Source organism: Streptomyces sp. 796.1, assembly GCF_047525675.1.
Lineage (GTDB): Bacteria > Actinomycetota > Actinomycetes > Streptomycetales > Streptomycetaceae > Streptomyces.
The window spans coordinates 60917-71910 of the sequence record NZ_JBLIWA010000043.1 but is presented as its reverse complement, the minus strand read 5'-3'; the positions used below and the strand labels follow the sequence as shown (position 1 = coordinate 71910).

Sequence of the window (10994 nt, the reverse complement as noted above, 5' to 3'; positions counted from 1 at the left end):
CCCCCCCCCCCCACGGTGGGTGTGATCGCTGGTTGAGAGTGACGGTCAGCCGACGCCCACGAAGGCGAGCGTGACCTCGCCATCGCAGCGTCCGCCGTCGGCGTCCCAGTACCGGTACGACGTGTCGGCGAGCAGCATGGGATCGCCGCCGCCCGGGGTGCGTCGAGTGAGCGAGTTGAAACTCATCTCGCCGGAGAAGGAACGGGGGTTGATCGGCCGTCGGAAATTACTGCCGAAGCGGGCGATGAGGATATCGGGGAGCTGGTGCCGCCAGTAGTCGTCCATCGTCCAGGAGGCGAATCCGGGCATCAGCCCTTCCTGTACGGACTTGGCGACCAGGTAATACATCATCTGGTTGTAGCAGATGTTTACCTCGACCGCGTTCAGGTGCCCGGTGTCATCGATGTAGCACGACTCCGGAATGGCGAATTCGCAACGGGCGGTCGCCAGTCCGCCGGTGGCGCTCACTTCCGCGGAGAGCAGGTATTTGCAGTTCTCCTTGTAGGGGCGCAGCACCGGGGGCAGGAGTTCGCTGTCGGTGGCGTACCACTCGGGGGCCGCCGGCTGGCTGCCGGCGGTCCGTTCGGCGGTGGACGGACCCATCAGACCGTGAGTCCGTCGTAGAGCTTGTGCTCGTCGTGCACGGTGACCCGGAACGAGGAGGTGGGCTCGGGCGCCGTGGTGTGCAGGGCGCGGTGGATGAGGCTGCGGTTGTCCCAGACCAGCAGGTCGCCCTTTTCGAAGCTCTGCAAGTGGATGTTGGGGTTGCTGAACGTGTCGTCCAACTGCCCAGTGGCCTTGAAGAGTTCGTGCAGCAGGTCGGTGTCGAACGGCTTGCCGTCCTCGTCCTCGATGTCGACGGTGAAGCCCTCGCTGATGTAGAGCACCGTCTCACCCGTGATGGGGTGGGTGAAGGTGGTCGGGTGGACCACGGGCGGGGTCTTGGTCTCCACCTCTTCGAGGATCTCGGAGATCGGGCGGTAGACGTCGTGCGGGCGGATCTTGAAGTACTTGCGGACCGAGTGCCGGCAGCGGGTGCCCTCGGCCGCCTTCTTCAGCTCCTCCGGCAGCCCCTCGTACGCCTTGCCCATGTCGATGAAGTACGTTCCGCGGTTCTTCTGCGGAATGACCTGGGGGTAGATCAGCGTGATGCCGAACGGGTCGGGCATGAACATGTAGTCCGCGTGCCAGAACTTGCCGGTCTTCGGCACGCCGATCTGCTTGCCGTCCTTCGGCACGTTCGAGGATACGAACACCTCGGGCACCTCGGGGTGCTGGTACATCGGCTCGTAGTACGTCTCGGGACGGCCGAGGCGCTTGCCGAGCTCCAGGAATTGCGCGGGGTCAAGGTCCTGGTTCTTCAACACCGCGATCTTCTTGGTGTAAACCGTTTCCTTGAGCTGTGCGATATCCGCTTCGGAAGCAGTCGCGTAGTCGAAGCCGTGCACGGCGGCGCCGAGCTTCTTGCCTTCCTGCGGGACGATCTCCATGATGCTTTGCCTTTCGAGGGTGTTGAGAAATTGAGAAGGGAACCCCGGGGCGGGGCGGACGTACTGGACGGGGGCCCTGGGACGGTGCCCGGGCTAGGCGGGGAGCCGCTCGTCGATGAGCTTGACGGTGGCCGCCAGGCTCAGGTCGGGGTGCAGCTCGTTGTCCTCGATGCTGACCCCGAGCTCCCGCTCGACGTGCATGGCGATCTCCACCAGGGTGAGCGAGTCCACGTCGAGTTCGGCGTACGTGACGTCGGGGCTCACGTCGGCCGGCGGGGTCTCGTGCAACTTGGTGAGCAGGCCGATGAGACGGTCGTAGGTGGCGCTCATGATGCGTGCGGTCCTCCCTCTGATACGGACACTGAGACGGGTACGGGTTGAGCTGCCGCAGGTGCGGACGGCGTGGGAGATGGCAGGGCGGGCCAGCGCAGTACGCACGAGCCCCAGGTCAGCCCGCCGCCGAAGGCGGAGAGCAGGACCCGGTCCCCGGGCTGGATAACGTTGCCCGCCGCCGCGTCCGCGAGCGCCAACGGGATGGAGGCGGCTCCGGTGTTCCCGACCGACTCGACGTGGGAGATGCAGCGCTCCAGCGGCAGTCCGAGGTCGTCGGCGACGGCGCGCAGGATTCGCTGGTTGGCCTGGTGGGGCACGAAGTGGTCGACGTCGTCGACCTTCCAGTCGGCGGCGGTGAGCGAGGCGCGGGCGGAGGCCGTCATACGGGTGATCGCGTGCCGGAACACCGCCTTGCCCTGCATGGCGAAGTGCCGTTCGGCCCGGCTGGGTTCGCCGGGCAGCGAGCGCTGCCGGGAACCGCCGGCGGCCACCATGATCAGCTCTTCCTCGGCGCCGTCGCTGCCGAGGTCGAAGTGGCCCACGGCGCCCGGCTCGTCGGCGTACCCGGCGCGCAGCACCACCGCGCCCGCGCCGTCGCCGAAGATGATCGCGTTGGCCCGGTCGTCCGGGTCCACGATGGTCGAGTACGTGTCCGCGCCGATCAGCAGCACCCGGCTGGCGGCGCCCGCGGTGATCAGGCCGGCGGCTGCGGCGAGCCCGTAGACGAAGCCGGTGCACACCGCGCTGACGTCGAAGGCGGCCACGCCGGTGAGGCCGAGCCGGTGGGCGACCAGCGGGGCGGTGGCCGGGCAACTGCGGTCGGGGGTGGTGGTGGCGACCACCACGGCGTCCACCGGCCGGTCCTCGGTCAGGCCCGCGGTCGGCCCGCTCCGGGGGGCCGGCAGGTCGGCGGCGGCCAGCGCCCGCCGGCCCGCTTCGACGGCGAGGTCGGAGGTGGCCTGCCCGGGGTCGGCGAAGTGCCGCTGTCCGATGCCGGTGCGGGTCCTGATCCAGGCGTCACTGGTGTCCAGGCGCTGGGAGAGCTCGTCGTTGGTGACGACGCGGGGCGGCACCCAGCCGGCGAGTCCGCACAGTACGGCGGCCCGCTCGCGCGGGGCGCCGGCCACCCGCGGGCCGTCGAGGGGTGCGGTGCGGTCGGTATCAGGGGGCTGGGCAGCGGCGCTGGACACGGCGGTCTCCTCGGTCGGCTTGCGGGTGGAGCGTGACGGACGGCTGTGCGGTGGACGGGGAAGGTCCGGGGCGGGGACGGTCCTGGGCGGGGACGGTCCCGGCGGGATCGGGGTGCGAGGTCGTGGCGGCGGATCGGGAGGGGCTGGGCAGCGGATCGAGTGGGGTGGGTGGGGAGCCCGAGTGGGCGAGGGGCCTCACCGGCCGCTAGCGGCTCACGGCCCTCCTGAGCGCGAACAGCGCCAATGCCGCTGCGCCGATGCCGGCCGCGATCAGGTAGCCGACCAACTGGACGCCGTCGATCAGGCCGGCGCGCAACGCTGCGCCGCTCAGCCCGTCGCTGCGGGTGTTGGCCACGGCGACCAGCAGGGCGAGCCCGACGGCGCCGCCCACTTGCAGCGTGGTGGAGGACAGGCCCGATGCGATGCCCTGGTCGCCGGGGGCGACGCCGGAGGCGGCCACGATCCACAGCGCGGTCCAGGCCGCGCCCTGGCCGAGGCTGAGCAGCGTGAGGCCGGGTACGAGCGGGCCGTAGGCGCCGCTGTCGGAGAAGGCCACGGCCAGCGCGGCGGCGCCGACCGCCCCGCACAGCAACCCGCCGAGCAGCGTGGGCCGTACGCCGTAGGCCGCGATGGCCCGCTCGCCGAGCTGGGTGCCGGCGGCGACCATCACCGCGGGCAGCAGGAAGGCCAGCCCGGTCTCCAGGGCGCTGTAGCCGTGCACGACCTGGAGGTAGCGGGTCAGGAAGTACGGGATCGAGGCGAAGGTGGCGTTGAACGCGGCGGCCAGCCCCATGGCGAGCACCAGCGACCGGTGCGCGAACAGCCGGCCCGGGGTGAGCGGGTCGCGGGTGCGCGCCTCGATGGCGGCGAACGCCACCAGCAACAGCAGCGAACTGAGGGCGCACAGCAGCGTCGCCCGACTCGTCCAGCCCACCTCGGGCCCGCGCACCAGCACGAAGACCAGCAGCGTGATGCCGGCGGTGGCGGTCAGCGCGCCCCAGGCGTCGAACCCGCGGTCGCGGGCGAGCGGCGGATCGGCGGGGAAGAGCAGCCAGCCCCCGACGGCGATCGCCGCGGCCAGCGGCACGTTGACCACGAAGACCGAGGGCCAGCCGAACCACTCGACGAGCACGCCGCCGAGCAGCGACCCGAAGCACAGCCCACCGGCCCCGGCCGCGCCCCACACCGCGAGCGCCTTGTTACGCCGCGGGCCCTCCTCGTAGATGGTGTTGATCAGCGAGAGGGTGGCGGGGAAGAGCAGCGAGCCGCCCAGGCCCTGTACGGCGCGCACCGCGATCAGCAGCCAGGCCGCGTCGGTGACCCCGCCGATCAGCGAGGAACCGGCGTACAGGGCGGCGGCCAGGACGAACATCCGGCGTCGGCCCAGCAGGTCGGTGGCGCGACCGCCGAGCAGCAGGAAGCCGCCGGTGGCCACCACGTACGCGCTGACCACCCACTGGAGGTCCTGGTCGGAGTAGCCGAGGCCGTTCTGGATGCTGGGCAGGGCCACGTACACGATGTTGAAGTCGAGTGCGATCACCAACTGCGCGGCGGCCAGGACGAACAGGGACAGACCAAGGCGTTGACGGGGTGGCGCGGGCGACGTTATTGCGGACATGCTCGGACATTCCCCCCTTAGGAACCCACTGAGAGCGCAACAGCGGTTCCCGACGCCTTGCTGCGGCGGATCATCACTGTGGTGCGTACGACGGATCACGAACGGCGGTGCGCCATGCCGCACCGCACACCGAATGGCCGGTCCTGGCGGCGGGCCGTCCCGGCCCGCGAACACCTGGTCACACGCCGATGGGTGACGCGTTCTGGATGCTTGCTCACGCTCATCGGCGCGGCAAGCATTCGACTTTCTTTTCGGCCTGGCTCAGATTCCGGTTGCGGTCATGGCTAAGGCGTCACTGAGCGTCTTCATGTCCAGTGGAAATCGGCCACCCGGAGCGCCAGATTCCCCTCTCCCCTTCCGTACGGGTGTCCGACCGAACCAGGGCGTTGCCCGGCTAGGGGGCCCACTAAACGCTGGTTAACTTCGCGCCTTTTTGCCCGGTTCGACTGACCTGACGCCTAGTCAGGATAGTCCTTTTTCGGCCAACGCCTGGCGAGGGTACAGCGGCAGGGATGACCGATTCAAGTGGCCACGAGGCTGAATTGAAGGCACTCGGTCGGCATTCCCACAGGCATTCGGAGGGTGCCATTCCGGGCTTCTGGGGAGGGCCTTTTTCGGTAGTCGCACGAGAAAGGCATCGAGTTCCCGACCGGTGCGAAGTTCTTCATCACATGCTGCCTTGGCACAGACCAAGCTGTCCATACGTTGGACAGTTGACGTGTGATTTGCGTCTGCATAGCAGACGACAAGTGCTGTTCACACGGAATCCCACCGGGCCGACCAGAACCGGCCCCGCGGCGTGTTGTACGAGCGGGCCGAAACCGACGGCGCAACTCCACGGCACGCGCACCGCCCGATCTCCTGCACGATGCAGCCATCGGGTCGGGGGAGCATATCCGGCTACGGTCCGTCCCGGTGCGCTCGCCCACCGTCCATCTGCCGTTCACTCCCATCGGCTTTCCTGCCCGCCCCGCCAGGGCCCGCACAGACGACTGCCGCCGTCCGTCCCGGGGGACGAACGGCGGCAGCTCGTGTCGGATTCAATTAGGGGTGGGTACGGCGACTTCGCCGCGGGGGGTCAGGAACTCAGTCCTCGCCCATCAGCTTGCGGATCTCGGTGATGAGCGCCACCAGCGCCGCCCGCTCGGGGACGGTGGTGTCCGGGTGCCAGAGGTCGACCAGCAGGCAGGTGCGCGGGCGGGTGCCCGAGTTCCACGCCTCGTGCTCGAAGGAGTAGTCGAAGAGCAGGCACTTCCCCTCCTCCCAACCGCGCGTCTCGCCCGCGACCTTGATCCCGCACCCCTCGGGGATGTCCACCGCCAGGTGCAGGTTGATGCTGAAGTTCCACAGGTCGCAGTGCGGCTTGATGGCCGCGCCGGGCAACAGCGTGGAGAAATGGCACTCAAGGAGCGGGCAAATCTTCTCGGTGTCGACGGCAAAGTCCTTGAGCACCTGGTACGCGGTCGGCGCGGCCGTCGCCGACTCCGCAACCAGACCGCCCTTGCGGTACAGGTAAAGGGCCTGCCAGTCGTCCTGCGGGGTCAGGTAGTGCTCGTAGTTGGAGAATGCCTCACGGCGCGCGGCCCACGTCGCCTCAAGCTCCGACTTGATCGATCCGTGGTTCTTCTCCAGGGCTTCTATGAACGGTGTGTGTTCGGCGTGCCCGTACGCATCGTGCCACGGCTGCTGGGAAATACCCGGCATGATCCACTTGGCTCCCTGTTGCAACGGGTGCCGCTCGCTCTTCTTGCTGTCCAGCATCTCCTCCACCCGCTCGATGGAGTCGGCGCCGTACTTGCTACGGATCTCGGCGAAGGCGTTCTCAATCTCCGGTGTCACAACGTTCTCCTGATGGTGAGCGAAAAGGTGCGGCAATGTCAGCGGGAAAGTCTAGGAAGAGGGTGACGACGCCGAGCATGCGAAGTCGGCGGCCCCGTGGCGGCCGGGCTGCCACCGCGCAGCCCGGACAACCAGGGGCATACCCCGGTGGCCGAAATCGAGAACTCGCGTGATCCGGCCACGTGGGGTGGCCGGATCACTGCGTCGTATTCGCGCCCGTCGCACACGCCCACTCGGCGCGGCGTACGGATGCGCGGCCACTCGGTCCGCGCGGGGGGCGCAGGTGGCGTCGTTGGCGCGGCGCACTGCTCAGGCCGCGATCGGCACCCCGGACACCTCGGCCGTACGCAGCAGCGCGATCAGGTCCTCCCGCGCCCGCGCCACCCGGGACCGCACGGTGCCGACCGGGCAACCGACGACGGCGGCGGCTTCCGCATAGGGCAGCCCGAGCAGTTGGGTGAGGATGAAGGCCTCGCGCCGGTGCGGCTCCAAGGTGTTGAGCAGGTCGAGCAGGGCGACGCCCTCTTCGAAGCCGGGCAGCCCGGACGGCTGCGCGCCCTCGGCCGCCGACTGCCAGTTGGGGGCGTCGGCCACCCGCGGCCGGGCGGCGGCCGACCGGTACCGGTCGATGACCACCCGGCGGGCGATCGACAGCAGCCAGGTGCGTGCGTACGAACGGCCGGCGAAGCGGGGCAGCGAGTTGAGCGCCCGCAGGAACGTCTCCTGCGTGAGGTCGTCCGCACTGTGGACGTCGGCGCTCAGATGTGTGACGAAGCGCCACACGTCCCGGTAGGTGGCCCGGACGAAGCGTTCGACGGCGACGGGATTGCCGTCCCGTGCTGCGAGCGCCCAACCGGTCACCTCCTCGTCGTCCGCGGGGCGGGGCGGCCCGGGGCAGGCCCGTACTTGGGCAGGAATCATCGCAACGGAGTCCTTGGTGGGGGCTGTGTGCCGAGCCACGGCTGACCGCGGGACGGCGATGACAGCACCGCATGCCTCGCCCCGCCACGTCCGGAGGGCCGGCTGGCCGGCGAAGGCACGACGGCAGCTTCGGCACGGGCACGGCGAGGGACCGCGGGGCCTGGAGCCGACGCGTACGGGCACGCCTTCGCGGGGGCGTCCCGGCGTCGGAAAATGCGCCCGCCACCACAGGGCGCTGCACGGGCGCGAGGTGACGGTGCGTTCAGCCGAGGGTGACCCCGACCGGTGGCCCCCGGCCGACCACGACATGGCGCAGGAACATCTGGCGCAGCCGCCGGACCCGGCACGTCCGGGCCAGGCAGCGGGTCGGTCGCCGCCAGGGGCCGGCGACCAGGCCGCTCCAGGCGGTGCGCAGCGGTACGAAGACGGCGGCGGCCAGCGCCCGGCCGAACCGGAACGCGGCGCGCTCACCGCGCCACAGCCACAGGCCGCACACCACGGCGGCCAGTACGTGGGCGAGCAACATGGCCCAGCCGTGACAGAAGGGCGACAACCCGGCGAGTCCGGTCAACTGGGTGTGCTCGGGGCCCACCGGGACGGCCGCGGCGGCGTCACCGGTGAGTTGTGCGGCGGAGGCGGCGGCGCCCGCGGCGTCCGGCGGGGAGTGGCCGGGGTGTGCCGCCTGGGGTATCCGGCCCGGCGCGGCGCCGGCCGCGGTCAGGGCCGGGTGGTGCTCGGTCAGCGAGAACAGCAGGTGCAGCAGGAACTGGGTGACCACGGTTGCGCCGGTCACGGCGAACGCGCCGCGCTCGCGGCCGGCCAGCCACCAGGCGGCCGACGCCGTGCCGGCGAACGCGCTGCCGAGCGCCAGCGGCGAGAAACCCGCGCCGGACACCAGCGCGTGCCCCGCCGCCGCGGCGGCGACGCACACGGCCGCGAAGGTCGCGGCACGCACGGCGCGGGACGCCAGCCCAGTGGTCATAGTCGACATGTTGCCAGGCAGCACTGACAAGCGGAGTGCCCCGAAGGGGAAACTTTGCCGGTCGCCGGCACTCTGCCGACATGGCCACACATCGTCGGTCCCTCCCCTCGAAGCGTTCTCCATACGGGAACTGATGGGGCGTCGGGACGATTCCCGAGCCCTAGCGCACGCGTTCGACAGACTGTCGGCATGTCCGAAACAAGACGGTGACGGAGCGTTACCTCCGGCTGGACGCCGGGCCCGTCCCCCCATTTCCACCGCGCCGTCACCTCGTGCACGCCCCCCTCCCGCGCCGCTTCCGCGCGCCACTCCTCAGCGCACGCCACTCCCCAAGCCCCGCCGCCCCTCCGCACCGCAGCCCTACGCCGTCACCCGGCGCCGCGGCCCTGCCCCCACTCCCCGTGCCCGCCGCCCCACGCCGCCCTCCGCGCCATCCCCCGTACCGCTGCCCCATGCCCCGCCCCACGCCCCGCCCCACACCACCGCCTCGGGCCGCCTCCCCGCACCGCTCCCCCGCGACGCCCCGGCCCGGCCCGCGCCCGCGCGCCCTTCCACCGCCCCTCTCCGGGCCCGCCCGCCCCTTCGCCCCTCGCCGGCCCGCCCCTCGGCGCCCCCTCAGACCCGACCGGCCCACCCGCCCCAGCCCCCACGTCCCGAGCCCGCCGCCAGTCACCCACCCCCGCGCCCGCACCCCTCCCCGCCAAGCCCCCATCCCCCCGGCGTCCCCCACGTACCGCCCGGCCCAACAGCAGGCGACGAACGGGAGCCGCCGACAAGAAGTCAGCAAGAAGCCGGCAAGAAGGGGCGTGGCCCTCCGCGGGGGCCCGCGGGGCGCCGGCGGGCTCCAACGGGGCGCCCAGAGCGGCCACTACGCGCGTAGAAACCCTCCGTGAGCAACGCCACTACGAGGCGTGTGACCAGGCCCGGAGCCGGAGTGTCGGCGGGGGCGGAAGGCTCTGTTCAGCGCTGCGTTGGGGGGTGGGAGCAGTGCGCGCCGGGGCGCGCGAAGGGGGCCGGGCGGCGAGGTGACCTGCGACCGAGCCGGGGACCGCGATCGGATTGTCTGCTTCAATAGGGGCATGGCCAGCCTCCACAGCATCGCGACAGGTCGCAGCGACCTTGAGCCGTTTTGGCCTTCCCGCCAGGGGCACCACTTCGACCGTGAGTGTTGTCGCGCGCTCTGACGCGCGGGCCCGCTCACTGCGCTGCTGCCCGACGTCCCGCTAGGACGTCGGTTCCCCGGCCACCAGCCCTGCCCGCGCGCACGACGTCCACTGACGCCCGCTGCGCGAAAGAGCTGACCCTCATGACCAACGTACGTTCCCTGTCCCCCGCGCCGGTCTCCGCGGCCTCTGCCGCAGTCTCGGCCGCTCCCCTCTCCCCCGCGGCCCCCGGCGCCACCGCCGCGCCGCTGCGGACCCGCACCCAGCCGCCCCGGCAGCGGCTGCGGGCGGTGGCACCGGACGAACTGCCGCCGGTCGCCGACCTGCTGCACGCGGACGCCACCTGGCTGCCCGCCCCCGCACACACCCTCCCCTCGCTGCCCGGCCAGCCGCCGATGGTCGGCTACCTGGTCCTGGTCCCCGCCGACCGGCGGCCCGGCGGTGCCCCGGTGGCCGCCGCGCCGGAGGGCGGCGCCGGCGACGCACTCATCCAGATCGACCCCGAGCAGCGCATCGCCCGGGTCGCCGAGCGCCCGCTCGACCTCACCTACCTGGAGTTCGAGCTGCTGGCCCATCTGGTCGCGCATCCGCACCGGGTGCACACCAGGGACCAGTTGGTGACCACGGTGTGGGGGTACGGGCACGTGGGTGACGGCCGGACCGTCGACGTCCACATCGCCCGGCTGCGCCGCAAGCTCGGCGCGGAGCACCGGGCGTCGATCGTCACGGTCCGCCGGGTCGGCTACAAGTACGCACCCATCGGCTAACTCCGGTACGGCGCAAGGCCATCCTCGGCTCCGGCCCGCGGTATAGCGTGCCGGCATGGAATGCGACCGTCTCATGCCCGAGTACGACTTCCGGTCCTGCTACAGCCGTCGGATCGACGCCGAGCCCGCGGCGGCCTGGCGGGCCTTCCAGGAGCTGACCGCCGAGGAGCTCCACATCACGCAGGTGCTGACCGGCATCCGCTCGCTGGGCACGCTGCGGCTCAGCGGGCGGGTCACGGAGACGGCCCCGGTCCCCCTGTTGGCCCGCGGCGAGCTCGGTGAAGTGCGCGGCAAGATCGCCAAGTTCTGGCACGTACGACCCGAGCTCGCCCCGGTCCCCGACGGTGACCCGGAGGCGTTCGTGGCGTTCGCCGAACCCGGCTGGGCCAAGACGGTCACCGGGGCGCGGGTGGTCGCGGACGGCGACGGCAGCCTGATGACCATCGAGACCCGGGTGCGCTGCACCGACGAGCGTTCCCGGCTGGTCTTCGGCGCGTACTGGCTGGCCATCCGGGCCGGTGGCGCCGGCCTCGTCCGGTTGGAGATGTTGCAGGCCGTGGCGCGCCGGGTGGAGCCGGTGGCGGTGGCCGCCTGACGGCTCCTCCGGCCGCGGCGGTACGCGCCCCCGCGCGCGGGGCGGGCCTGCATACGGGCGTACGGACGGGGGGGGGGGGGGGGGGGGGGGGGGGGG

The 10994-nt window shown here is 71.4% G+C and carries 10 protein-coding genes; 2 read left to right on the top strand and 8 right to left on the bottom strand.

Features of this window, described 5'->3' with window-relative positions; genetic code table 11:
* Positions 1-45: 45 nt before the first annotated feature.
* The 8 genes from ACMA1D_RS25910 to ACMA1D_RS25875 all read right to left on the bottom strand — a co-directional run bounded on the left by ACMA1D_RS25910 (position 46) and on the right by ACMA1D_RS25875 (position 8373).
* Positions 46-603: an FcoT family thioesterase gene (locus ACMA1D_RS25910; RefSeq protein ID WP_414726413.1), complete on the bottom strand. Its 558-nt coding sequence runs from the start codon at positions 601-603 to the stop codon at positions 46-48.
* Complete coding sequence (locus ACMA1D_RS25905) at positions 603-1490, bottom strand: TauD/TfdA dioxygenase family protein (protein WP_414726412.1); 888 nt, start codon at positions 1488-1490, stop codon at positions 603-605. The genes ACMA1D_RS25910 and ACMA1D_RS25905 overlap by 1 nt, the downstream gene beginning before the upstream one ends.
* Before the next feature lie 93 nt (positions 1491-1583).
* Positions 1584-1820: an acyl carrier protein gene (locus ACMA1D_RS25900; protein WP_414726411.1), complete on the bottom strand. Its 237-nt coding sequence runs from the start codon at positions 1818-1820 to the stop codon at positions 1584-1586.
* Positions 1817-2950: a beta-ketoacyl-ACP synthase III gene (locus ACMA1D_RS25895; protein ID WP_414726438.1), complete on the bottom strand. Its 1134-nt coding sequence runs from the start codon at positions 2948-2950 to the stop codon at positions 1817-1819. Before ACMA1D_RS25895 ends, ACMA1D_RS25900 begins: the two co-directional genes overlap by 4 nt.
* A gap of 268 nt (positions 2951-3218) precedes the next feature.
* The gene (locus tag ACMA1D_RS25890; protein ID WP_414726410.1) at positions 3219-4631 is read right to left on the bottom strand and encodes an MFS transporter; all 1413 of its coding nucleotides are present in this window, start codon (positions 4629-4631) and stop codon (positions 3219-3221) included.
* A 1086-nt stretch (positions 4632-5717) separates the two neighbouring features.
* Positions 5718-6470 (bottom strand): aspartyl/asparaginyl beta-hydroxylase domain-containing protein, encoded by a 753-nt coding sequence (locus ACMA1D_RS25885; protein WP_414726409.1) that lies wholly within the window; start codon positions 6468-6470, stop codon positions 5718-5720.
* Between the two features lie 309 nt (positions 6471-6779).
* Positions 6780-7391 (bottom strand): sigma-70 family RNA polymerase sigma factor, encoded by a 612-nt coding sequence (locus ACMA1D_RS25880; RefSeq protein WP_414726408.1) that lies wholly within the window; start codon positions 7389-7391, stop codon positions 6780-6782.
* Positions 7392-7653: 262 nt separating this feature from the next.
* Positions 7654-8373, bottom strand: a complete 720-nt coding sequence (locus ACMA1D_RS25875) for a hypothetical protein (protein WP_414726407.1) — start codon at positions 8371-8373, stop codon at positions 7654-7656.
* Positions 8374-9679: 1306 nt separating this feature from the next.
* Here ACMA1D_RS25875 and ACMA1D_RS25870 point away from each other — a divergent pair.
* Together ACMA1D_RS25870 and ACMA1D_RS25865 are read left to right on the top strand one after the other, a co-directional pair.
* Complete coding sequence (locus ACMA1D_RS25870; RefSeq protein WP_414726406.1) at positions 9680-10303, top strand: winged helix-turn-helix domain-containing protein; 624 nt, start codon at positions 9680-9682, stop codon at positions 10301-10303.
* 55 nt (positions 10304-10358) lie between these two features.
* The gene (locus ACMA1D_RS25865) at positions 10359-10898 is read left to right on the top strand and encodes a hypothetical protein (RefSeq protein ID WP_414726405.1); all 540 of its coding nucleotides are present in this window, start codon (positions 10359-10361) and stop codon (positions 10896-10898) included.
* Positions 10899-10994: the final 96 nt, after the last annotated feature.

Bases quoted from the DNA above. Each gene is read 5' to 3' on its own strand.
- ACMA1D_RS25880 (WP_414726408.1), bottom strand. From the start codon at position 7,391: ATGATTCCTGCCCAAGTACGGGCCTGCCCCGGGCCGCCCCGCCCCGCG.
- ACMA1D_RS25865 (WP_414726405.1), top strand. From the start codon at position 10,359: ATGGAATGCGACCGTCTCATGCCCGAGTACGACTTCCGGTCCTGCTAC.
- ACMA1D_RS25910 (WP_414726413.1), bottom strand. From the start codon at position 603: ATGGGTCCGTCCACCGCCGAACGGACCGCCGGCAGCCAGCCGGCGGCC.
- ACMA1D_RS25870 (WP_414726406.1), top strand. From the start codon at position 9,680: ATGACCAACGTACGTTCCCTGTCCCCCGCGCCGGTCTCCGCGGCCTCT.
- ACMA1D_RS25905 (WP_414726412.1), bottom strand. From the start codon at position 1,490: ATGGAGATCGTCCCGCAGGAAGGCAAGAAGCTCGGCGCCGCCGTGCAC.
- ACMA1D_RS25900 (WP_414726411.1), bottom strand. From the start codon at position 1,820: ATGAGCGCCACCTACGACCGTCTCATCGGCCTGCTCACCAAGTTGCAC.
- ACMA1D_RS25875 (WP_414726407.1), bottom strand. From the start codon at position 8,373: ATGACCACTGGGCTGGCGTCCCGCGCCGTGCGTGCCGCGACCTTCGCG.
- ACMA1D_RS25890 (WP_414726410.1), bottom strand. From the start codon at position 4,631: ATGTCCGCAATAACGTCGCCCGCGCCACCCCGTCAACGCCTTGGTCTG.